The sequence below is a fragment of the Pseudomonas sp. RGM 3321 genome (genome assembly GCF_022836805.1).
Classification (GTDB): Bacteria; Pseudomonadota; Gammaproteobacteria; order Pseudomonadales; family Pseudomonadaceae; genus Aquipseudomonas.
In genome coordinates this window covers 397,947-421,095 of the sequence record NZ_JALHBH010000120.1, presented here as the reverse complement: position 1 = coordinate 421,095, position 23,149 = coordinate 397,947, and the positions used below count along the sequence as shown (strand labels likewise).

General features: G+C 57.5%; 19 protein-coding genes. 8 read left to right on the top strand and 11 right to left on the bottom strand.

Annotated features, from left to right (window positions below; translation table 11 throughout):
• Positions 1 to 26: 26 nt before the first annotated feature.
• The 4 genes from RGM3321_RS25420 to RGM3321_RS25405 all read left to right on the top strand — a co-directional run bounded on the left by RGM3321_RS25420 (position 27) and on the right by RGM3321_RS25405 (position 3,156).
• Positions 27 to 848, top strand: a complete 822-nt coding sequence (locus RGM3321_RS25420; RefSeq protein ID WP_244395338.1) for a CheR family methyltransferase — start codon at positions 27 to 29, stop codon at positions 846 to 848.
• Complete coding sequence (locus tag RGM3321_RS25415; protein ID WP_244395337.1) at positions 845 to 1,459, top strand: chemotaxis protein CheB; 615 nt, start codon at positions 845 to 847, stop codon at positions 1,457 to 1,459. Before RGM3321_RS25420 ends, RGM3321_RS25415 begins: the two co-directional genes overlap by 4 nt.
• On the top strand, positions 1,453 to 2,634 hold the full coding sequence (locus RGM3321_RS25410; RefSeq protein WP_244395336.1) for a hybrid sensor histidine kinase/response regulator: 1,182 nt from the start codon (positions 1,453 to 1,455) through the stop codon (positions 2,632 to 2,634). Before RGM3321_RS25415 ends, RGM3321_RS25410 begins: the two co-directional genes overlap by 7 nt.
• A gap of 144 nt (positions 2,635 to 2,778) precedes the next feature.
• Positions 2,779 to 3,156, top strand: a complete 378-nt coding sequence (locus tag RGM3321_RS25405) for a response regulator (RefSeq protein ID WP_054986020.1) — start codon at positions 2,779 to 2,781, stop codon at positions 3,154 to 3,156.
• Between the two features lie 69 nt (positions 3,157 to 3,225).
• Here RGM3321_RS25405 and RGM3321_RS25400 read toward each other — a convergent pair whose 3' ends face one another.
• Positions 3,226 to 5,256 (bottom strand): response regulator, encoded by a 2,031-nt coding sequence (locus tag RGM3321_RS25400; RefSeq protein ID WP_244395335.1) that lies wholly within the window; start codon positions 5,254 to 5,256, stop codon positions 3,226 to 3,228.
• Positions 5,253 to 6,737, bottom strand: a complete 1,485-nt coding sequence (locus RGM3321_RS25395; protein WP_244395334.1) for an ATPase domain-containing protein — start codon at positions 6,735 to 6,737, stop codon at positions 5,253 to 5,255. The genes RGM3321_RS25400 and RGM3321_RS25395 overlap by 4 nt, the downstream gene beginning before the upstream one ends.
• Positions 6,738 to 6,955: 218 nt before the next feature.
• Here RGM3321_RS25395 and RGM3321_RS25390 point away from each other — a divergent pair, with 218 nt between their 5' ends.
• Both RGM3321_RS25390 and nudC read left to right on the top strand, forming a co-directional pair.
• Complete coding sequence (locus RGM3321_RS25390) at positions 6,956 to 7,768, top strand: crotonase/enoyl-CoA hydratase family protein (RefSeq protein ID WP_244395333.1); 813 nt, start codon at positions 6,956 to 6,958, stop codon at positions 7,766 to 7,768.
• A gap of 39 nt (positions 7,769 to 7,807) precedes the next feature.
• The gene (gene nudC / locus RGM3321_RS25385) at positions 7,808 to 8,644 is read left to right on the top strand and encodes an NAD(+) diphosphatase (RefSeq protein ID WP_244395332.1); all 837 of its coding nucleotides are present in this window, start codon (positions 7,808 to 7,810) and stop codon (positions 8,642 to 8,644) included.
• Here the strand turns inward: nudC and RGM3321_RS25380 are convergent.
• The 6 genes from RGM3321_RS25380 to RGM3321_RS25355 all read right to left on the bottom strand — a co-directional run bounded on the left by RGM3321_RS25380 (position 8,612) and on the right by RGM3321_RS25355 (position 13,897).
• Complete coding sequence (locus tag RGM3321_RS25380; protein WP_244395331.1) at positions 8,612 to 9,391, bottom strand: TSUP family transporter; 780 nt, start codon at positions 9,389 to 9,391, stop codon at positions 8,612 to 8,614. The two genes, nudC and RGM3321_RS25380, sit on opposite strands and share 33 nt — an antisense overlap.
• Before the next feature lie 92 nt (positions 9,392 to 9,483).
• A complete protein-coding gene (locus RGM3321_RS25375) occupies positions 9,484 to 10,632 on the bottom strand; it encodes a Gfo/Idh/MocA family oxidoreductase (RefSeq protein ID WP_244395330.1) in 1,149 nt (382 codons plus the stop codon).
• Between the two features lie 103 nt (positions 10,633 to 10,735).
• Positions 10,736 to 11,503 (bottom strand): SDR family oxidoreductase, encoded by a 768-nt coding sequence (locus RGM3321_RS25370; RefSeq protein WP_005743582.1) that lies wholly within the window; start codon positions 11,501 to 11,503, stop codon positions 10,736 to 10,738.
• 27 nt (positions 11,504 to 11,530) lie between these two features.
• Positions 11,531 to 12,598, bottom strand: a complete 1,068-nt coding sequence (locus RGM3321_RS25365) for a phosphotransferase family protein (protein ID WP_244395329.1) — start codon at positions 12,596 to 12,598, stop codon at positions 11,531 to 11,533.
• Between the two features lie 215 nt (positions 12,599 to 12,813).
• A complete protein-coding gene (locus RGM3321_RS25360; RefSeq protein ID WP_055008848.1) occupies positions 12,814 to 13,131 on the bottom strand; it encodes an SCP2 sterol-binding domain-containing protein in 318 nt (105 codons plus the stop codon).
• Between the two features lie 55 nt (positions 13,132 to 13,186).
• The gene (locus tag RGM3321_RS25355; RefSeq protein WP_244395328.1) at positions 13,187 to 13,897 is read right to left on the bottom strand and encodes a histidine phosphatase family protein; all 711 of its coding nucleotides are present in this window, start codon (positions 13,895 to 13,897) and stop codon (positions 13,187 to 13,189) included.
• 205 nt (positions 13,898 to 14,102) lie between these two features.
• Between RGM3321_RS25355 and sohB the strand changes: the two genes are divergently transcribed.
• Complete coding sequence (gene sohB / locus RGM3321_RS25350) at positions 14,103 to 15,125, top strand: protease SohB (protein ID WP_058401476.1); 1,023 nt, start codon at positions 14,103 to 14,105, stop codon at positions 15,123 to 15,125.
• Between the two features lie 412 nt (positions 15,126 to 15,537).
• Here sohB and RGM3321_RS25345 read toward each other — a convergent pair whose 3' ends face one another.
• Positions 15,538 to 16,032, bottom strand: coding sequence for a DUF934 domain-containing protein (locus RGM3321_RS25345; RefSeq protein ID WP_054988720.1), 495 nt, complete (start codon positions 16,030 to 16,032; stop codon positions 15,538 to 15,540).
• Positions 16,016 to 17,674 carry a nitrite/sulfite reductase gene (locus tag RGM3321_RS25340; RefSeq protein ID WP_002553658.1) on the bottom strand — a complete coding sequence of 553 codons (1,659 nt, stop codon included), beginning with the start codon at positions 17,672 to 17,674 and terminating at the stop codon, positions 16,016 to 16,018. The genes RGM3321_RS25345 and RGM3321_RS25340 overlap by 17 nt, the downstream gene beginning before the upstream one ends.
• A gap of 554 nt (positions 17,675 to 18,228) precedes the next feature.
• On the opposite strand from RGM3321_RS25340, the gene RGM3321_RS25335 reads away from it, so the two are divergent.
• Positions 18,229 to 19,329, top strand: coding sequence for an ABC transporter substrate-binding protein (locus RGM3321_RS25335; protein WP_244395327.1), 1,101 nt, complete (start codon positions 18,229 to 18,231; stop codon positions 19,327 to 19,329).
• An 11-nt stretch (positions 19,330 to 19,340) separates the two neighbouring features.
• Here RGM3321_RS25335 and metH read toward each other — a convergent pair whose 3' ends face one another.
• Complete coding sequence (gene metH / locus RGM3321_RS25330) at positions 19,341 to 23,060, bottom strand: methionine synthase (protein ID WP_244395326.1); 3,720 nt, start codon at positions 23,058 to 23,060, stop codon at positions 19,341 to 19,343.
• Positions 23,061 to 23,149: the final 89 nt, after the last annotated feature.

Genomic DNA, 23,149 nt, shown 5'->3' with positions numbered 1-23,149 from the left:
TCCGGAGCGCAAAAACGGATGGCATCATGCACCTTGATCGAAGCATCGAGATCGAGCTGCGCCTGCTGATAGAGGCGATCTACCTCCAGTACAGCTACGATTTTCGCGACTATTCCGGTGCGTCAATCAAGCGCCGCGTGATCCATGCGTTGCGCCAGTTCGATTGCGCGACCATCTCGGCCCTGCAGGAGCGTGTGCTTCACGACCCGGCAGTGTTCATGCAGCTGTTGCAGATTCTCACCATCCCGGTGAGTGAGATGTTCCGTGACCCTTCGCACTTTCTGGCGATCCGCAACGAGGTCGTGCCGGTGCTGCGCACTTACCCGTCGATCAAGGTGTGGATTGCCGGTTGCAGTACAGGCGAAGAGGTCTACTCCACGGCGATTCTGTTGCGCGAAGAGGGGCTGCTGGAGCGGACCATCATTTATGCGACCGACATCAATCCCAGCTCTTTGGAAAAGGCCAAGCAGGGCATCTTTTCCATGGATAACCTGCGCACCTATACCGAGAATTACCGTAATTCGGGCGGGCAGCGCAATTTCGCCGATTACTACACTTCCGCCTACGATTACGCGATCTTCGACAAGACACTGTGTGAGAACGTCACTTTTGCCGATCACAGTCTGGCCACAGATAGTGTATTCTCCGAAACGCAATTTGTTTCCTGTCGTAACGTGCTGATTTACTTCAACAAAAAGCTTCAGGACCGAGCTTTTGGGTTATTTCATGACTCGCTGTGTCATCGAGGCTTTCTGGCGCTGGGCAGTAAGGAAACCCTGGATTTCTCTGCGTACGGCGGGGCTTTCGAGACGCTGGTGAAACCCGAGCGGATCTACCGGAAATTATGAGAACCACCTTTGACGATGACGTGTCCTGCGGGCCGTTGCCCGTGGTCGATGCTATTGTCGTAGGCGCGTCAGCGGGTGGTGTGGAGGCCCTGCTGAAAATATTCAGAGACCTGCGGCCGGGTTTCAGTCTGCCTGTATTGATGGTGTTGCATTTGCCGGATGACCGGCGCAGCCAGTTGGCCCATGTATTTCAGAATCGCTTGGCGATTCCGGTCAAGGAAGCCGATGACAAGGAAGATATCGTGCCGGGCACTTTGTACGTTGCGCCAGCGGGTTACCACGTCTCGGTGGAGTCTGACTTTTCACTGTCATTGAGTCAGGAAGACAGGGTGTTTTACTCAAGGCCCAGTATCGACATTCTGTTCGGTTCAGCCGCGGATGCCTATGGGCCGCGACTGGCTGGCGTATTGTTGACCGGCGCGAATAATGACGGCGCACAAGGTTTGCTGCAGATCAAGAAGTATGGTGGTTTCACGGTGATTCAAGACCCCTCACAGGCCCAGGCGTCGACCATGCCCGAGGCTGGCCTGGCGTTGCACTCGCCGGATTACCTTCTTTCCCTGAACGATATTGGCCGCTTGCTGGTCGAGTTGGAACGAACCGCATGTTAAGTGAAATTCAGGCAAAACTGCTTATCGTTGATGATTTGCCGGAAAACCTGCTGGCGCTCGAGGCGCTGATCAAGCGCGGTGATCGACTCGTCTACAAGGCGCTCTCGGCGGACGAAGCGTTGTCTCTGCTGTTGCAGCACGAATTCGCGCTGGCCATCCTCGACGTCCAGATGCCTGGGATGAACGGGTTCGAGCTGGCCGAGATGATGCGCAGCACCGAGAAAACCAAGAGCATACCGATCGTTTTCGTCAGTGCTGCCGGTCGCGAGCTCAATTATGCCTTCAAGGGCTATGAAAGTGGTGCCGTGGACTTCCTGCACAAGCCGCTGGATATCCATGCGGTAAAGAGCAAGGTCAATGTTTTCGTTGATCTGTATCGGCAGCGCAAGGCCATGAAACTACAGGTCGAAGAGCTGGAGCGCAGTCGTCAGGAGCAGGAAGCCTTGCTCAAGCGTCTGCAGTCGACCCAGGGCGAACTGGAGCACGCGATCCGTATGCGTGATGACTTCATGTCCATCGTTTCCCACGAGGTGCGTACGCCGCTCAATGGTCTGATTCTGGAGACCCAGCTGCGCAAGCTGCACCTGGCCAAGGACAACGCGTCGGCGTTCACCATGGAAAAGCTGCGGGCAATGGTCGACCGCGACGAGCGGCAGATTCAGAGCCTTATCCGCCTGATCGAAGACATGCTCGATGTCTCCAGAATTCGCACCGGCAAGCTGTCGATCAGGCCGAGCCCGTTTGACTTGAGCGAACTGGTCAGTCAATTGCTGGAAAGTTTTGCCGCACAGATCGCCGCCGCCGATTCGACGATCACCCGGTTTGCCGACGAGCCGGTGATCGGTGTCTGGGACGAGTTCCGTATCGAGCAAGTGGTTGCCAATCTGTTGACCAACGCATTGCGCTACGGTGCGCGCAAACCGATTGAAGTGCATGTGTACAGCAGGGAGAGTGAGGCCTTCATTGAGGTTCGGGATCAAGGCATCGGTATCACGGCTGAAAACCAGAAGCGCATCTTTCAGCAATTCGAGCGAGTATCGAGCAACCATGCTGTTGCCGGGCTTGGCCTGGGACTGTTCATTTCCGACCAGATCGTCATGGCTCATGGCGGTCGTATCGAGGTGGAGAGCGAAGAAGGCAAGGGTTCGGTCTTTCGTATTTGCCTGCCTTTATAGATGACAGCTGCTGTCGATACAGGTGGCGGCCGGTGGCGATGTAGGTGATAGCCACTGGCAATCAAGTTTAATCACACATCGGCGCAACCTCCCATGCATGCCGTGGTCGTAATGGCAGCTATTTATAAGATCAAAGGCAGTTCAATGAGCGCTGATGCAGAAAACGTCGTATTAATCGTCGAAGACGAACCCCTGATCCTGATGCTTCTGGCCGATTATCTGTCTGGAGAGGGTTATCGTGTCCTGAAAGCCGAAAATGGCGAACAGGCTTTCGAGATTCTGGCGACCAAGCCCCATCTTGACCTGATGATCACCGATTATCGGCTGCCGGGTGGTATTTCCGGTGTACAGATTGCCGAGCCTGCGGTGATGCTTCGGCCGGAGTTGAAAGTGATCTTCATCAGCGGCTATCCGGCGGAAATACTCGATTCGGGTAGCCCGATTGCGCTGAAGGCACCCATTCTCGCCAAGCCGTTCACCATGGAAACGCTGCATTCACGGATTCAGGAACTGCTGGCCTGAAGACGCGCTTTAACCGTCGAGTGAGCAGGCTGTCTTACAGGCAGGAGTCATGCGCAGCCTGAGCGTTTCTCAGGCTTCTATCATTTCCCGCACTTTCGAGGTCAGGTGGTCGAACGCAAAGGGTTTGGTAATCAGCTGCATACCGTTCTCCAGAAAGCCTCCGCGGACGGCGGCATGCTCTGCATATCCGGTGATGAACAACACTTTGAGTTCCGGTCGCAGTTGCCTGGCGATTTCTGCAAGCTGCCGGCCATTCATGCCCGGCAGCCCTACATCGCTGATCAGCAAATCAATACGCTGGCCTGATTCCAGTATCGGCACGGCGTCCAGTGCTTCGCCGGCCTCAATGAAGGTGTAGCCCAATTCGCTCAGTACCTCACTGACCAGCGCCCGGACAGCCGGGTCGTCTTCAACAATCAGTACGGTTTCGCCATTTTCGGCGTAAGCGGCATTACTCTGGAAGCTCTGCTCGGCTTCATCTGCAAGCCCCTTAAAGCGCGGCAGGAACAGCTGTACCGTGGTGCCCTGGCCTACTTCACTCTTGATTGAAACATGACCATGCGACTGTTTGCTGAAGCCGTAGATCATTGACAGGCCCAGGCCGGTGCCCTGACCGATAGGCTTGGTGGTAAAGAACGGGTCAAACGCACGGCTGATAACTGTTTCCGGCATGCCGCAGCCATTGTCACTGACACTCAGCACCACGTAATCACCGGGCAGCAGGTTCTCATGGGCATTGGTAAACGATCTGTCCAACTGCTGATTGAAGGTCTCGACCACCAGCGTGCCGCCGTCGGGCATTGCATCACGGGCATTGAGCACGAGGTTGAGCAGGGCGCTCTCCAGCTGATTGGGGTCTGCTTCTGCAGTCCACAGATCATTGGCCATACGCAGTTGCAAATGAATGCTTTCGTTGACACTGCGCTGCAGCAGTTCGTCCATGGCATTGACCAGGTGGTTCATCTCCACCGGCTTGGAGTCCAGTGACTGGCGCCGCGAGAATGCCAGCAGGCGGTGGGTAAGTGCTGCTGCACGGTTCGCCGAGGTCACACCCAGGTCGATCAGGCTGTTGAGGTCCTCGATATTGCCCCGCGCCAGGCGTCTTCTTATCAATTCCAGGCTGCCGATAATACCGGTCAGCATGTTGTTGAAGTCATGAGCAATGCCGCCGGTCAATTGGCCGACTGCTTCCATTTTCTGTGACTGACGAAGAATGTCTTCCTTATGGCGTAACTGCGAGGTGCGTTCTTCGACCTGTTGCTCGAGTGTTTCATTGAGGCGTCGCAATTGCGACTCGGCTTGCTTGCGCTCGGTGATGTCCGAGGTTACACCGGCCAGAGAGCTGATCAGACCGTTTTTGCCGCGAATGGCGCGAGCGCGCACATCGACCCAACTGAGTGAGCCATCCGGCCAGACGTTGCGGTATTCGATGATCAGATCGACACCTGTGTCCAGGCTGCGCTGAAGTGCTGACTGCATTCTGGGCTGATCTTCGAAATACACCGCGGCGAGCCAGTCTTCGTAATTGAACGTGTCCTGCTCGTTGCGGCCATAGTGACTTTTAGTAATATCCGAACAAGTCAGTTTGAGGTATTCCGCTTCCAGCAACCACGAGCCCAGCCTGCCGGCCTTCAGCGCATTCTGCAGACGGCCTTCACTTTCGTGCAGGTCCTCCATGCGTGCCCGCGCTTCATACTGGCGCCTGCGACCGCGCACAGCCGTGACGACCAGGCTGACCAGTGTCACTGGATGGAAGGGGCGCTCGAGAAAGGTCACATTGCCCAGCAGGTTACCCATCCGTGCAGACGGATTGTGATCCGGGCCACCATGATGAGTCATCAGGACGATAGGCAGATCTGACCACGCCGGCTGGCGACCGATGAGGTCCAGCAGCGGTTTAATATCACTATTACGCAACGCCTCATCGGCGATGATTGCCAGGCCTGCGCCCGCGCTCAACTCTTTGACCAGTTCGAACAAGTCCTGGGCCACCGTTGCCAGGTAGCCTGCCTCATCGAGGATCCGCATAGCGATCTGACTGTCTCGTCCTCTCGGCGCCAGAATGACTGCGCGCTCCGACAACAGCCCTGGAATACTCACAGGTCGTCATCCTCAAGCAGCGGTTTCTTGTCGCCAAAGTATGAAGGCACCCCGCGCAGTACGCCCTGAAAGGCTTCAAGCGGCTCACCGATCTTCAGACCGCTGGCACTGATGCGGTATTCACGAATAGTGGACTCGTGAGTGCCCGTGCGCTTCTTGATGATGGATATCGCGCGCCGCACCTGACCCAAGGCTTCGAAGTAACGCAACAGAATAACGCTGTCGGCAAGGTAGGTTATGTCGACCGGTGAGCGCATGTCGCCGACCAGCCCGTGTTGTGCAACGGTCATGAAGGTCGATGCACCCTGGCGGTTGAGGTAGAGCAGAAGCTCATGCATGTGCAGAACCAGCGCACTCTCTTCCGGCATTGCAGCCTGATAACCATTGATGCTGTCGATGATCACTGTTTTTATCTGCTTACGGTCCACTGCACGCCTTACGCGATGCGCAAATTCGCCAGGAGAAAGCTCTGCCGCGTCGATCTGCTCGACCACCAGATTTCCGGTCTCCTGAAGCGCCCGCAGGTCAATGCCGAGCTTGAGCATGCGTTCGAATAGCAGGCCCATTTCTTCGTCGAATATGAACAGCCCCACGCGCTCGCCACGTGCCACTGCCTGCACCGCGAAAACCAGCGAAATGAGCGATTTCCCGGTCCCGGCAGGGCCTAGAATCAGCGTGCTGGAGCCGCTTTCCATGCCGCCGCCCAGCAGATCGTCCAGTTCCGTAATGCCACTGCTGACCTGAGTGCGAGCGTAATTGGAACGGTGTTCGGCCGCTACCAGACGTGGGAATACATGGATGCCGTTCTCGGCGATGGTGAAGTCGTGGAAACCGCCGCGGTATTTCTGGCCGCGGTATTTGACGATCTTCAAACGTCTGCGCTCGGCACCATAGGTAGGTGTCAGCGCTTCGAGACGGATAACCCCGTGGGCGACACTGTGTACGGTTTTATCCAGCGCTTCGGTGGTCAGGTCGTCGAGCAGCAATACCGTCGCGTTATAACGTGTGAAGTAATGTTTGATTGCCAGAATCTGGCGTCGGTAACGCAATGAACTTTGCGCCAGAAGACGAATTTCCGAGAGGCTGTCGATCACCACGCGAGAAGGTTTGACCCGCTCGACCACCTCGAATATCTGCCGCGTCGCTTCGCCCAGCTCCAGATCCGAGGAGTACAGCAGGCTTTGATGATGGTCCGCATCAAGCAGGCTTTCAGGCTGCGTCAGCTCGAAGATATTGATTTGCTCGTCAAGCTCCCAGCCATGTGAGGCAGCACCCGAGCGTAGCTCGCTTTCAGTCTCGGACAGAGTGATGTAAAGCGATATTTCACCCGCTGCTGCGCCTGCCTGCAGGAACTGTAGTGCCACGGTTGTCTTGCCGGTTCCGGGTTCTCCTTCAAGGAGGAAGACATGACTGCGTGAAAGACCACCCGCAAGGATGTCATCCAGACCTTCAATACCGGTTGCCGCTTTTGACGTATTCAAGTATCGCCCTCTAATAACCCATATAGGTTTTGCTATCACTGATTACTGGACCTCCCGGCATTCTGACCGTTCACACTATTTAACGGTAGCGGGTACAGTGAATATAGAAGAGCGGCTGGCACGGTCCGGCAAATGTCACTTAAGCCCGGTTACGATGATTACGCAGCTGTTGTTATAGTCCAGCGCCTGAACACTCAACATGCCCTGAGGATCACGTCGTGACCGATTATCAAAGTTTCCGGGTCGAGCTGGCTGACAGCATTGCTCACGTACAGATCAACCGGCCTGAAAAGCTCAATGCAATGAGCGAGGCCTTCTGGACCGAAATAATCGGCATATTCGACTGGATCGAGCGCAATGATGAAGTGCGGGTAGTGGTACTGAGTGGCGCGGGTAAACATTTTTCCTCGGGTATCGATCTGGCATTGCTGGCCTCGGTTGCCAACCAGATGGGCAAGGATCCAGGTCGTAATGCCCGGTTGTTGAGGCGCAAGATCCGTGACATGCAGGCTTCGTTCACGGTGGTGGCCGATTGCCGCAAGCCGGTTCTGGCTGCCATTCAGGGCTATTGCCTGGGCGGTGCCATCGACCTGATTTCGGCCTGTGACATGCGTTACGCCGCCGCCGACGCACAGTTTGCCATTCGCGAGATCGACATGGGCATGGCGGCGGATGTAGGCACTCTGCAACGTCTGCCGCGGATCATCGGCGATGGCGTGCTGCGCGAAATGGCTTATACCGGGCGTACTGTCGGTGCTGAAGAGGCGCAGAGGATCGGTCTGGTCAATCGCACCTTCGATGACCTGGAAGGTCTGTTGCAGGGCGTCTTCGCGGTGGCCGGGGAGATAGCCGGAAAATCACCCATTGCCATTGAAGGCACCAAGCAAATGATCAGCTACATGCGCGATCACCGAGTGGAGGACGGCCTGGAACACGTTGCCATCTGGAACGCAGCCATGCTGCAATCACCTGACCTGAAGCTGGCGATGGTTGCGCAGATGAGCAAGCACAAGCCGGTCTTCGATAATTGATTCATGATAGCGCTCGAGTCTGAGCAAAGGAGTTTTTCCATGGCGCGCCCGGAGCGTTGGACAACTGCAGTTCTGGATGTCGAGGCCGATGGTGGTTTGGCTGTGGTCCAGAGTGATCAAGGGTTTTTACTGGATAGCAACGGGGCAATGTTCCCCAGAAGCTGGCTGGCGGGGCTGGATTTGCCAGTGCAGAGCGAGCACGGCATCGGCTATTTTGAGGGGGAACCTGTCTACCTGTTGGTGCTTGAGCGCTCGATTGCGGTTGAGGGCTGTTCGTGGCAAGGCTTGCGTCAGTTCATGCTGGAAGGCGATTTTGCGGTTTTCCAGATGCTCGGCTACGCCGCGCAAGTCAGCACCTGGGCCAGAGAACATCGCTTTTGCGGAGCCTGTGGTCGTGCGACGGTGCAGATCCGCGGAGAGCGGGCGATGTTCTGCGAGCACGACAATCTGCGTCTTTACCCGCGTATCTCTCCGAGCATGATTGTGCTGGTCACGCGGGGCGATGAAATACTGCTGGCCCGCTCACCACGTTTTGTCAGCGGCATGTACAGCGCGTTGGCCGGGTTTGTAGAGCCGGGCGAGTCTGCCGAAGACTGCGTGCACCGCGAAGTGATGGAAGAAGTGCAGGTGCGCATCAAGAACCTGAAATACATGGGTAGCCAGTGCTGGCCGTTTCCGCATTCGATGATGCTTGGCTTCCATGCCGAATATGACAGCGGTGACATAGTGCCCCAGGTGGAAGAAATCGAAGACGCACGCTGGTTTCATGTCGATGACTTGCCGCCGCTACCGGCCAACCGCTCTATCGCCCGCTATCTTATCGAGGCGTATCTGGCCGAGCGCTCAGGCACCCCCGAACCAGTGCTGCCAGGCTAGGCGCACGGTCAGGCCCAATACCACGGTGATGAACACAGGGCGGATGAATTTGGCACCGCCCTTGATTGCAGTGCCTGCGCCGAAGTAGGCACCGAGCATTACCGCAAGGCCCATGCTCAAGCCGATGATGTAGTCCACCTGGCCAGAAAATATGAATACCGAAAGCGCCACGGCATTGCTGACGAAATTCATGCTGCGTGCCACGCCGCTGGCCTTGACCAGATCCACCGGGTAGAGCAGCAGCGTGCTGACCGTCCAGAAGGCACCGGTACCCGGCCCGGCAACACCGTCATAGAAGCCCAGTCCCAGTCCTTGCGGCAGTTGCCATTTCTTTTTGATCGGCGTATTGCTGTCCAGTGGTGCCTTGGGCGTGCCGCCAAACAGCAAGTAAAGCCCGCAACCGAACACAATGACCGGCAGCATCTGGTTCAGCCATTCGGCTGGCAGATAATGCGCAATGACCGCGCCAACTGCGGCACCCACCGCGGTGCCAACCACTGCGTGTATCCACTGCCTGGGGTGAAACAGTTTGCGGCGATAGAACGTGAAACTAGCGGTTGCCGAGCCGAACGTCGAGCTGAGCTTGTTGGTACCCAGCACCAGATGCGGCGGCAGGCCGGCCGTCATCAGGGCGGGTGTGGTAAGCAGTCCGCCGCCACCGGCGATGGCGTCTATGAAACCCGCGAGGAACGCAACGACAGCAAGAATGGCGAGGGTGGTCAGGTCGACGCTGAGTTCAAAAGGCATGGTGGCAAGCGTGCTTATAGGAAAGGCGGGAGGGGGCAGAATGGCTGCCTGAACGTGGCGCATTCTACCCCCTTGCCAAGCGTTGCAGGAAGTCAGATATCGCTGAGCGCGACCCAGCGCTGCTCGGCGGCGGCGAGGCGAATGGCAGTCGCCAGACGCTCGATCTGCCAGGCTTCTTCGAAGTCAGGACCACGGCTGCCCTTGCCGCATACCGCAAGAATCAGTGCCTGTACCTCAAGTGCCTTGAGTTCGTTGTAACCCAACTGGTGACCCGGAGCCGGGCAAAACGCCGCGTAACCGGGTTGCGCAGGACCTGCCAGAAGACGTTGAAAACCATCGCGCCCAGCTGCGCCAGTGCGATAGATGCGCAGTTCGTTAAGGCGCTCCTGATCGAATGCCAGTGTGCCCTTGGTGCCGCTGATTTCGAAACTCAGGTGGTTTTTGTAGCCGTGTTTCAGCCAACTGCTACTGAACGTTCCGCGCGCACCATTGGCAAAACGCAGCAGTGCGTGGGTCTGGTCATCCACTGCGATGCTACGCATTTCCTGGCTTCCGTTACTCGCAGGGCGTTGGCGGTGTACGGTGCTGGAGTCTGCGCAGACCGCTTCGACATCGCCCAGCAAATGGCGAGCCATCGCCAGCAAGTGACTGCCCAGATCGGCCAGTGCGCCGCCCGCATGGGCCGCTTCGCAACGCCACGACCAAGGGGCAGACGGACTACCCATGAAGTCCTCGCTGAACTCGCCCTGAAAGCTGACGATATCGCCCAGTTCGCCCGCGTCGATCATTTCCCTGGCAAGGCCAATCATCGGGTTGTGCTGGTAGTTGTAGCCAACCTGAGTAACAACCCCGGCGGACTTGGCGCTACGGCGCATTTCGTCGGCCTGGGCGAGGCTCACCGTCAGCGGTTTTTCGCAATACACCGCCTTGCCTGCGGCGATGGCGGCCATGGCCATGGGGAAGTGCAGATGATTGGGTGTTGTGATCGCCACGATTTGCACCTGCGGATCACTGATCAGGTGCTGCCAGTCAGCGTGGCTGTGATCGAAGCCCCAGGCGCTGGCGCACTGCTCGGCCCTGACGCTGTCCGCATCCGCAAGGGCGGTCAGCCGAATGCGTGCCGGCAGATCAAGGGCGGCATTGGCATTGCCGAAGGCCAGGGCGTGGGCACGGCCCATGAAACCGGTGCCGATCAGCCCGATGCCCAGTTGCGCCTGCGACGTAGAAGGGGATTCCCGCATGACATTCTCCAGAGAGGATTGTTGTTGTGCGGAAAATATATTCCATAAATTTAAAATATGGAAAATTAATTCATTTTCTAGGCGTGACAGTCAATTCAAGCCATCAGGATAAAAATCCGCCGTCTACATTAAGTGCAACGCCGGTGGTGTAGCTGGATGCTGCGCTTGCCAGATACAGGACCGCGCCAGCCATTTCGCTGGGCGCTGCGACGCGTTTCAGCGGGATCTGCGCCAGGGCCATATTTAGAATCGCATCGTTCTTGACCAGCGCCGATGCAAATCGGGTATCTGTGAGGCCCGGCAGCAGAGCGTTGCAGCGAATTCCGAACTCGGCGCATTCCTTGGCGAACACCTTGGTCATGTTGACCACCGCCGCTTTGGTCATTGAATAGACACCTTGATAGGCACCCGGCGACACTGCATTGATGGATGCAACATTGATGATGCTGCCACCGCCGCCTTCGCGCATCAGCTTGCCGGCTTCTACCGACATGAAGAAATAGCCGCGAATGTTCACGTCGATGGTCTTTTGAAACGCGCTGAGGTCGGTGTCCAGCACATTGCAGAACTGCGGGTTGGTGGCGGCGTTGTTGACCAGTATATCCAGGCGTCCGAATTGCTCGCGAATCTGGGCAAAAACGCTGGTTATCTGCTCCATCTCGCCGATGTGGCAGGCAATGGCTGTGGCCTTGCCGCCCTCGCTGATGATGGCGTCGGCAACCGCCTGACAACCGTCGAGCTTGCGGCTCGACACAACAACATGCGCGCCTTGCTGAGCGAGCAGTCTGGCAATCGCTTCACCGATTCCCCGGCTGGCACCTGAAACAAAAGCAACCTTGCCATCAAGGTCGAAAAGCTGGGTTCTGGACATGTCGTTTCCTTGTCTTGGCGTTAGCGGTCAAAGGCTGGATTTGGTGATCACATTCAGGCTCATCTGCTCCAGCAGCCTGTTCATGTCAATGAACCGGGCAAAGCGCTTGTCCTGAGTCTGTCCATGGAAAAACCGGTAGTAAATCTGTTGCACGATACCGGCCAGACGAAACAGGCCGTAGGTGTAGTAGAAGTCGAAATTGTCGATACGGATGCCCGAACGCTCGGCGTAATAGTCGACGAACGCCTGGCGCGTCAGCATGCCGGGGGCATTGCTTGGCTGGCGACGCGTCAACTGAACCGGTAGCGGGTCGTCAGCCTGGACCCAGTAGGCGAGGGTATTGCCCAGGTCCATCAGCGGATCACCGAGCGTGGTCAGTTCCCAGTCCAGTACGCCGATGATGTTCATCGGGTTGTCAGGATCGAGGATCACATTGTCGAAGCGATAGTCATTATGCACGATGCTAGAGGTGGGCGAGTCGGCGGGCATTTTGTCTGCCAGCCAGGCCTGGACCTGCTCCCAGGCCGGGGCGTCCGGGGTTCGCGCTTTTTCATAACGCTCGGTCCAGCCCGAAATCTGCCGCTGCACGTAACCCTGGGGCTTGCCCAGATCACCCAGGCCGCACGCCTGGAAGTCAACGCGGTGCAAGTCCACCAGTTTGTTGATGAAGCTCTTGCACAGGTCTTCGGTCTGTCGTGCATCCAGCGCCAGCTCGGACGGCAGGTCAGAGCGCAGGATGATCCCCTTGACGCGCTGCATCACGTAAAACTCCGAGCCGATTACCGATTCATCCGTGCAGTGCAGGTACGCTTGCGGGCAATAGGGGAAGGCATTCCTGAGCTGATTGAGAATGCGATATTCACGACCCATGTCATGTGCCGATCGCGCCTTGTGTCCGAACGGTGGGCGCCGCAGCACCAACTCGCGCTCGGGGTACTGAATAAGATAGGTCAGGTTCGATGCGCCACCGGGGAACTGACTGATCGCCGGGGTGCCATGCAGATCCGCCAGATGCGCCTTCAGGTACGGATCTATCAGAGAGGCGTCCAGTTCTTCGCCACTGCGAATCCCGGTGGACTGGTCAGTCAGTGCCATGCGTATACCTTATGTTTATTATCGTCAGCTCAAACTATTGACTAATCTAATGATCGTCCGATCCGCGAGCAAGCTCGCGGCAGCGTTATAGACTAGCGTGTTGCCGGGCAATCAGCGGCTCTGATTGCTGCTTTGTACAGAACGGCACAGACAAAAAAACCGAAGCCGGCGGGGCTTCGGTTTTTTGGTGGTGCAGCCTGCAAAGTGCCAGGTGTTTACACCGGGAACAGTTCGCTGAGCTTCATGGCCAGCATCATGTCGCCTTCGGCGCGCAGCTTACCGCCCATGAACGCCTGCATGCCATCAGTCTCGCCGCTGACGATGCCCTTGAGGGTTTCGCTGTCCATTACCAGGGTCACGTTGGCGTCAGGGTTTTCGCCTTCCTGCAATTCGCAGGTGCTGTCCTTGACGATCAGGGCGTAGTGTTTGTCTTCGTCGGTAATATTGAAGCCGAAGACCAGGTCCAGACCGGCAGCAGCAGCCGGGTTGAACTTGTTCTTCATGGTTTGTACGGCGTCTGCTACTGAGGTCATGTCTTGATCCTTTTGTGGTGAGTACTAGCGTCCGCAAGGACGTGATTGGCCGAGCTCAGCGATAGGTAATGAGCTCCGGCATCTTCAGCAGTTGCAAATGTGTGTAACCGTTGAAGGAAGCCAGGGTAACGTCGTTGCCTTTGAATTTGAGCTGATGCAGAGAAGTGTTGACGATATGCCAGTGCAGCTCCAGTGCCTTTGCTGCAGGCATTCCGGTAACAAGGTGGAGCAGGGCGGTAATGGTGCCGCCGGAGGTGAACACGGCAATACGCTCATGCGGACCTGCGTCCTGAAGAATTCTGTCCAGGCCTGCCTTGACGCGGTCCACGAAACCTTGCCAGCTTTGCAGCCCCGGCGTGTCGTGCTCGCCACTCAGCCAGCGTTTGGTGATCAGGTTGAACAACCGATGAAACCCTGCGGGGTTGCCAGCGACGTCGCGCAGAATATCCAGCGCCTGCGGCTCATCGACAAGCATCGTGGGTATCAACGCCCTGATCACGCCTTCAGCGTCGAATTCATCGAAAGCGCTGTCGAGCTGCACGGGAGGCGTTTCGATACCTGCTTCGGTGTACTGGCCCAGCACATGCTGTGCGGTATCTTTCTGGCGCAGAAGCTCACCCGATACACACCGGTCAAAGGTTATGCCCGACTGCGCGAGGTGAGCACCCAGCACCTGTGACTGACGAACACCCATAGGCGACAGTACGTCGTAATCGTCTGCACCAAATGAGGCCTGGCCATGTCGTATCAGGTAGATGCTGCCCACGTCCGTGTCGTCTCGGTACGTTGAAGGTCGGTCGAGGTTATGAGGGATGCCGGGCGACTGTCAATGAAAAAACATACGCTCGTTTGAAATCATCGTTTTAATGGTTTGTAACGCCTCGATAGCTGGTGCGTCGCACAGGGCGTCGGTATGCTGCATTCATTGCGGCCCTTGATTGGTAAGGGCCTGACGCAAATGAGGGATATTCGTGGATTTCGTTGTCGATTACGCAAGTTTTCTGGCTAAAACCGTGACGCTGGTAATCGCTATCGTGGTGGTGCTGGTTGCCATTGCGTCCATGCGTGGGAAGGGGCGTCGCAAAACGGCGGGGCAGCTCCAGGTCACCCGGCTCAATGACTTCTATAAAGGCCTGCGTGAGCGGCTTGAGCAATCCTTGCTCGACAAGGAGCGCCTCAAGGCACTGCGCAAAGAGCAGGGCAAGGCCCTGAAAAAAGAAAAAAAGCAGGCCGAGCCCAAAGCCCGTGTCTATGTGCTGGATTTCGACGGTGACATCAAGGCCTCGGCCACTGAAAGCATGCGTCATGAAATTACCGCGCTGCTGACGCTGGCCACCGACAAGGACGAAGTGGTCCTGCGTCTGGAAAGCGGTGGCGGTATGGTGCACAGCTACGGTCTGGCGTCCTCGCAACTGGCGCGCATCCGGCAGGCCGGTATTCCGCTGACCGTATGCATCGACAAGGTCGCGGCCAGTGGCGGGTACATGATGGCCTGCATCGGCAACAAGATCATCAGCGCACCCTTCGCCATTCTCGGGTCCATCGGCGTTGTTGCGCAGTTGCCCAACGTCAATCGACTGCTGAAGAAGCACGACATTGATTTTGAAGTGCTGACCGCAGGCGAATACAAACGAACCCTGACGGTGTTCGGCGAAAACACCGAGAAGGGTCGCGAGAAATTCCAGCAGGACCTGGACATCACCCACGACCTGTTCAAGAACTTCGTTGCCAGCTACCGCCCGCAATTGTCCATCGACGAAGTGGCGACGGGCGAGGTATGGCTCGGCATGGCCGCGGTCGATAAACTGCTGGTCGACGAACTCAAGACCAGCGACGAGTACCTGGCCGAGCGCGCCAAGGATGCCGACGTGTTCCACCTGCACTACGTGCAACGCAAAAGCCTTCAGGAACGCATGGGAATGGCAGCTGCAACCTCGGCGGACCAACTGGCTGCTAAGTGGTGGGGACGTTTGACTCAGCAGCGGTTTTGGTAGGTGTGGATGGCAAGGTGGCCTGAGTCGAGCCTCAAGTTACCCGATATCACAGAACCGCTGTGTGACGCAGAGCGTCACGAACTGCATGCCGACGCGGAGCGTCGGCACGATCGTCATTAGTATCTAAGCCGTGCTTTAGCCACCTGCTTTAAAGTGCTTTTCAACCGAAGGAACCCGACGAAGTCGGGCCGGAAACAGGAGCGAGGACTTTGCCTGCTTTGGTCCCTCAAAGTAGGGCGCCGAGAGGCGAAAAGGGGGCTTGAGTCTTATCTGAATCTACCTGACATCGAAGAACCCTTTTGTGACGCGCAGCGCCACAAACGAGGGCGCAGAGCGCCCACAACTGCGTTCCCACACCGGAGCGTGGGAACGATAGTCATCTTATGTGAGCGATGACTCAAAGGTGCCTGAATCAGCGGCGCCGGAACAGCGGTAGCGGCTCATCGGTTGCAGCCTGATAGGTGACCGAGAAGTCCTTGAGACCTTCCAGCGCTTCATACGGATCCTTGTCGGCACGTACCGCAAACGCATCGAAGCCACAGCGGCGCATGTAGAACAACTGATCGCGCAACACGTCGCCGATGGCGCGCAATTCGCCCTTGTAGCCAAAACGATCACGCAACAGGCGCGCGTTCGAGAAGCTACGACCGTCAGTGAACGCCGGAAAGTTCAGGGCGATGACCTGAAACTGGTCCACATCTGCGCCAATCTCTTCAGCTTCTTCATCACTGTCCAGCCATACGCCAAGGCCGCCGTCACGTGCCTTGAGTGCGTGAGCGTGTTCACGCCACAGCGCCAGCGGCACGATCAGGTCATCAGCGTTCGACAGGCTGTCAAAGGTGGTTTCCTTCGGCAACAGGTGCCAGGTTTCATCAATGACTTCGTTGTTCTTAATGATTCGCTGCATAGACGCGCTCCTTGAAAGGGTCAATGCCAATACGTTGGTAGGTGTCGATAAAGCGCTCGTCTTCGGTACGTTTTTCAACGTAGACGTCGATCAGCTTCTCGATCACGTCCGGCATCGCCTCCTGGGCAAAGGAAGGACCGAGGATCTTGCCGAGGCTCGCATCGCGGCTGGCACTGCCGCCGAGTGAGACCTGGTAGAACTCTTCACCTTTCTTGTCCACGCCCAGCACGCCGATATGGCCGACATGGTGGTGGCCGCAAGCGTTCATGCAGCCGGAAATGTTCAGGTCCAGCTCGCCGATATCGAACAGGTAGTCCAGATCGTCGAAGCGGCGCTGGATGGATTCTGCAATCGGAATCGATTTGGCGTTGGCCAGCGAGCAGAAATCCCCGCCAGGGCAGCAGATGATGTCGGTCAGAAGACCAATGTTCGGTGTGGCAAAACCATTGTCGCGCAGCTCGTTCCACAGAGTGAACAGCTCGGCCTGCTCGACGTCGGCCAGGATGATGTTCTGCTCGTGGGAAGTGCGCAGTTGACCAAAGCTGTAGCGATCGGCCAGATCGGCGATTGCGTCCAGCTGCTTGTCGGTCACGTCGCCCGGCGCAACGCCGGTTGGCTTGAGCGACAGGGTCACAGCAATGTAGCCAGGCTTTTTATGGGCCAGCACATTGCGTTGACGCCAGCGAGCGAAGCCTGGGTGCTGAGCGTCCAACGCTGCCAGTTCGGCGTGCTGGTCGCTGAGAGCCTTGTATTGCGGGTCGACGAAGTGCCGGGAAACGCGCTGCACTTCGGCTTCGGTCAGGGTGGTCTGACCGCCACGCAAGTGAGCCATTTCGGCGTCTACCTTGGCGGCAAAAACTTCAGGCGTCAGTGCCTTGACCAGAATCTTGATCCGCGCCTTGTACTTGTTGTCGCGACGGCCATAACGGTTGTAGACCCGCAGGATGGCGTCGAGATAACTCAGCAGGTCCTGCCACGGCAGGAACTCGTTGATGAAGGCACCAACAACCGGCGTACGGCCAAGACCGCCACCCACCAGGACACGGAAGCCCAGCTCGCCGGCTTCGTTGCGCAACGGCTCAAGACCGATGTCATGCACTTCGATGGCGGCGCGATCACTGGTCGAGCCGTTGATTGCGATCTTGAACTTGCGCGGCAGGTAGGCAAACTCCGGGTGGAACGTGGTCCACTGACGGACGATTTCGCACCATGGACGTGGGTCCACCAGCTCGTCTGCGGCAACACCGGCAAACTGGTCGGTGGTCACGTTGCGCAGGCAGTTGCCGCTGGTCTGGATCGCGTGCATCTGCACGGTCGCCAGTTCAGCGAGAATATCCGGTACATCTTCAAGCGCAGGCCAGTTGAACTGTACATTCTGGCGGGTACTGATGTGCGCGTAACCCTTGTCGTAGTCACGGGCAATTTTGGCCATCATGCGCGCCTGACGCGAGGTCAGCTGGCCGTATGGAACCGCCACACGCAACATCGGCGCAAAGCGCTGTACATAAAGACCGTTTTGCAGGCGCAACGGTCGAAATTCTTCTTCGCTCAGTTCCCCGGCCAGATAGCGTCGGGTCTGATCCCGGAACTGCTTGACGCGGTCCTCGATGATCTTCTGATCGTAATCGTCGTATACGTACATATAGGTCCTGTTCTCAGGCTTCGTCATGAAGCAGGGCAGCTGCGTCAGTCCAGGCACACACCCGTCACTCGCGGTAGCCTGCTTCATCTGGTCAATTCTGCGCGCACGGCCGCGCACTCCGTCGGGAGCGAAGGCGACGATAGCAGTTTGCAGATATCGATAAAAGTGATGTTTATATATATGCAAATCACTAAAAGCGATAAGCAAAAAAGGTTTGATCATATCCCTGCTTGCCGTGTGGGCAAGACTCGACTTAACTGTGCATTGACCGATGCCGAATGAGTGTCGTAACCCTTCCTTTCATATGCAATCACCCATAAGACCGACAAGAGGCGATGCGATGAGCAAGCACCCGAAAGTAACCAAGCCGGGCAGATCCGTGGACACCTGGGCCATTCTGTTCATTGTGATACTGGCCGTGGGCGCCGCGATGTTCTGGGCCAGCAGCCAGTGACAGGCTGAACAAAGAATTTGCCGGAGTCTCCAGAACCTTGCTGTAGCAGCCGATAACTCGCGTGTAGCGATAAATTCCTGCTACTTCAAGGTTCGTTGATATGAAGGCGCTATTTGTTGGCTGGCTGGTGCTATCCGGCTTTCTGTGGACCGGATCTGCATGTGCTGCCTCGGTGGTATTTCTGAGTCCCGGTACAGAAACCGATGGCTATTGGCAGAGCCATGCCCGGGTGATGCAGACGGCCGCCGATACCACCGGTATGTCGCTCAAAATTCTCTATACCGACCGTGACACCCGCAAATTGCTGGCCATGGCGCGCGAGACGCTGCAAGGGTATGTACGTCCGGATTACCTGATGTTTTCCAATGAGCTGAATGTCGCCCCTGAAATCCTGCGTATGTCTACAGGCAGCGGGGTCAAGCTGTTTGCCGTCAACAATACACTGACGGCGGATCAGATTCGTATTCTGGGTGATCTGCCGTCGCGTTATCCGGATTTCATTGGCAGCCTGGTCGGCAACGACGAGCAGGGCGGTTACCTGACGGCGAAAAGGCTTATCAGCCTTGCTCAGCCGGTCATGGATGGTCAGGGGCTTGAAATGCTCGCGTTCTCCGGCACTAACACTACGCCAGTGTCCCTGTTGCGTGAAAAAGGCATGCTGCGCGCCCTGTCAGAGCACCCGGAGGTGCACTTGCGGCAAATTGCGTTGGGAGGATGGCGTCGGGATCGCGCACTTGAGCAGGCGCGCGTGTTGTTCAAACGCTATCCGCAGACACGCCTGGTGTGGGCTGCCAACGAGCAAATGGCGTTCGGTGCGATGGATGCATTGCGGGAACAAGGCGGCAAACCGGGTGAAGATGTGTTGTTCAGCGCCATCAATGGCACCTCGCTTTCATTGCAGGCCCAGCTCAATGGCAACCTGAGCGTGGTTGCTACCGGGCATTTCACCCTGGGCGGATGGGCAATCATCCTGTTGCACCGCTATGACACTGCCCAGCGGCAAGCCCGGCAACAGGTCGGCGCACGCACTATCGATGTGTTGCACCTGGTCGAGCCGCAGGACACGCAACGCTTTCTGAACGCAACCCGCGAGGAGAGCTACCGGCTTGATATCCAGGCATTCAACGTGGGGGCTTTTGGCGAGGACTCACCATTTTCTCTGAAAAGCATGTTGCCGCCTGATCGCCCAGGCGGCAAGTAACCGGTCAGTGCTTACTCGTCATAACCCAGGTTGGGTGCCAGCCAGCGCTCGGTGACGCTCAGGTCCTGGCCTTTGCGGGCGGTGTAGCTTTCGACCTGATCCTTATCCACCTTGCCTACCGCAAAGTACTGCGCCTGAGGATGGGCAAAGTACCAGCCGCTGACGGCCGCAGCCGGGAACATTGCGTAGTGCTCGGTCAGGAACACGCCGCTTTTGCCGGGCGTATGTTCGGGTGTGCCTTCCGGCAGCGGGTCGAGCAGGGCGAACAGGGTGCCTTTTTCGGTGTGATCGGGGCAGGCCGGGTAGCCAGGAGCCGGACGAATGCCCAAGTATTGCTCCTTGATCAACGCCTCGTTGTCCAGCGCCTCGTCTTTGGCGTAACCCCAGTATTCCTTGCGCACCTGCTGGTGCAGCCATTCGGCACAGGCTTCAGCCAGACGGTCGGCGAGAGCCTTGACCATGATCGAGTTGTAGTCGTCGCCCTTGTCCTGATAGGCCTTGGCAACTTCTTCGGCACCAATGCCGGCGGTGGTGATGAAGCCACCGATGTAGTCGGTCAGGCCACTGTCTTTCGGTGCGACGAAGTCGGCCAACGAGAAATTCGGCTTGCCGTCAGGCTTTATGGTCTGCTGGCGCAGGTGATGCAGCTTCGCCAGCGGCTTGCCGTCGTCGCCGTAAACTTCCAGATCATCATCATTGATTTGGTTGGCTGGCCAGAAGCCGAACACCGCACGGGCGCTGATCAGTTTCTCGTCGATCAGCTTGCGCAGCATCTGGGTGGCGTCCGCATACAGCGCGGTGGCCGCTTCACCAACTACCTCGTCGGTCAGGATGCGCGGGTATTTACCGGCCAGGTCCCAGGAGATGAAGAACGGCGTCCAGTCGATGTACTCGGCCAGCACGTTCAGGTCGATGTCCTGCAAGACCCGCGTTCCGGTGAAGGTCGGTTGGGCAGGGGTATAGTTTTCCCAGTCGAATTGCGGCTTTTTCGCCACTGCCGCGCCATAACTCAAACGCTCGGTGCGCGCACTGCGTGCCGAGGTACGCTCACGTACTTCGACGTATTCCAGACGGGTCTTTTCGATGAAGGCCGGTTTCAATTCTTTCGACAGTAGCTGGGTCGCCACGCCCACCGCGCGTGAAGCGTCAGTGACGTAGATGACTGCGTCGTTGCTGTATTTAGGCTCGATCTTGACCGCCGTGTGCGCCTTGGAAGTGGTCGCGCCGCCGATCATCAAGGGCAGGTGGAAGTCCTGACGCTGCATTTCCCGGGCAACATGGACCATTTCGTCCAGCGATGGCGTGATCAGGCCTGACAGACCAATGATGTCGCACTTTTCGTCGCGCGCTACCTGAAGGATTTTCTCGGCAGGCACCATCACCCCGAGGTCGACGATGTCGTAACCGTTACAGCCCAGCACCACGCCGACGATGTTCTTGCCGATGTCATGGACGTCGCCCTTGACTGTGGCCATGAGGATCTTGCCCTTGGCTTCGGGTTTGTCGCCTTTTTCCAGCTCGATGAACGGGATCAGGTGCGCCACTGCCTGTTTCATGACCCGTGCGGACTTCACCACCTGAGGCAGGAACATCTTGCCTGCGCCAAACAGGTCGCCGACCACGTTCATGCCCGACATCAATGGGCCTTCAATCACCTCAATGGGGCGATTGAAAGCAAGACGCGACTCTTCGGTGTCCTGCACGATATGAGTAGTGATGCCCTTGACCAGCGCATGCTCCAGCCGCTGATTGACCGGCCAGCTGCGCCATTCTTCGGTTTCGGCTTCCTTGACGCTGCCATCGCCCTTGAACTTGTCGGCAATTGCCAGCAGTGCGTCGGTGCCTTCGGGGTTGCGGTTGAGCACCACGTCTTCGACGCAGTCACGCAGTTCGGCCGGGATCTGGTCGTAGATTTCCAGCTGGCCGGCGTTGACAATGCCCATGCTCAGGCCGTTGCGGATCGCATGCAGCAGGAACACCGAGTGGATCGCCTCGCGCACCGGGTTGTTGCCGCGGAACGAGAACGAAACGTTGGATACTCCACCCGAGGTCAGGGCATACGGCAGCTCGTCACGGATGTAGGCGCAGGCGTTGATGAAGTCCACGGCATAATTATTGTGCTCTTCGATACCGGTGGCGATGGCGAAGATGTTCGGGTCGAAGATGATGTCTTCTGGCGGGAAGCCCACTTCGTTGACCAGAATGTCGTAGGAGCGCTTGCAGATTTCCTTTTTACGCGCCTCGGTGTCGGCCTGCCCCTGTTCATCGAAGGCCATCACCACCACGGCCGCACCATAGCGCTTGCACAGGCGCGCGTGATGGATGAACTGCTCGACGCCTTCCTTCATGCTGATGGAGTTGACGATGCCCTTGCCCTGGATACATTTGAGACCGGCCTCGATCACTTCCCACTTGGAGGAGTCGATCATGATCGGTACGCGGGAAATGTCCGGCTCGCCTGCGATCAGATTGAGGAAGGTCACCATGGCCTTCTTCGAGTCGAGCATCCCTTCGTCCATGTTGATGTCGATCACCTGGGCGCCGGCTTCGACCTGCTGCAGGGCGACTTCCAACGCTTCGGTGTAGTTGTCTTCACGAATCAGACGGGCAAAGCGGGCAGAGCCAGTGATGTTGGTGCGCTCGCCGACGTTGACGAACAGCGACTGACGATCAATGGTGAACGGCTCCAGGCCCGACAGGCGGCAGGCTTTTGGAATGTCCGGAATTTCGCGTGGCGCGTAGCCCGAAACAGCCTCTGCAATCGCCTTGATGTGCGCTGGCGTCGTACCGCAGCAGCCACCGACGATGTTCAGGAAGCCGCTTTGCGCGAACTCTTCGATGATCTTCGCCGTCTGGCTCGGCAGCTCGTCGTATTCGCCAAAGGCGTTGGGCAGACCGGCGTTGGGGTGCGCAGATACATGGGCGTTGGCCTTGTTGGCCAGCTCTTGCAGGTAAGGGCGCAGCTCGCTGGCACCCAGTGCGCAGTTCAGGCCGACCGAGATTGGTTTGGCGTGGCTGATCGAGTTCCAGAAGGCTTCTGTGGTCTGTCCCGACAGGGTGCGTCCCGACGCATCGGTGATGGTCCCGGAAATCATGATCGGCAGTTCAAAACCCACTTCTTCGAACACGCCCTGCACGGCAAAGATCGCCGCCTTGGCGTTAAGGGTGTCGAAAATGGTTTCGATCAGGATCAGGTCGGCACCGCCCTCGATCAGCCCCTTGGTGGCTTCGCTGTAGTTCTCGACCAACTCGTCGAATGTGACGTTGCGATAGCCAGGGTTGTTGACGTCCGGCGACAGCGAGCACGTGCGGCTGGTAGGGCCGAGCACGCCGGCGACGAAGCGTGGCTTGTCCGGGGTTTCAAGGGTCTTGGCATCTGCGACCTTGCGCGCCAGGCGTGCGCCTTCGACGTTCAGCTCGTAGACAATCGACTCCATACCGTAGTCGGCCTGGGAGACCTGAGTGGCGTTGAAGGTATTGGTTTCAAGGATGTCGGCGCCGGCATCCAGATAAGCCTTCTCAATGGCGCCGATCACGTCAGGGCGGGTCAGGATCAAAAGGTCGTTATTGCCCTTCACATCGCTTGGCCAATCGGCGAAGCGCTTGCCCCGATAATCCTGCTCTTCAAGCCTGTAGCTCTGAATCATGGTGCCCATGCCGCCATCGAGGATCAGAATCCTCTGTTTCAGAGCAGTGAGAAAGGCTTGATGGCGGGCGCTGCGGTCAGACATGGGGGCTACCTTGAGAAGGTCGATACTTTAAAGGACGGGATGATAGCAAACCGGAACGGTTTTGGTGGTGCTGCGGCTTTTGCATGAAA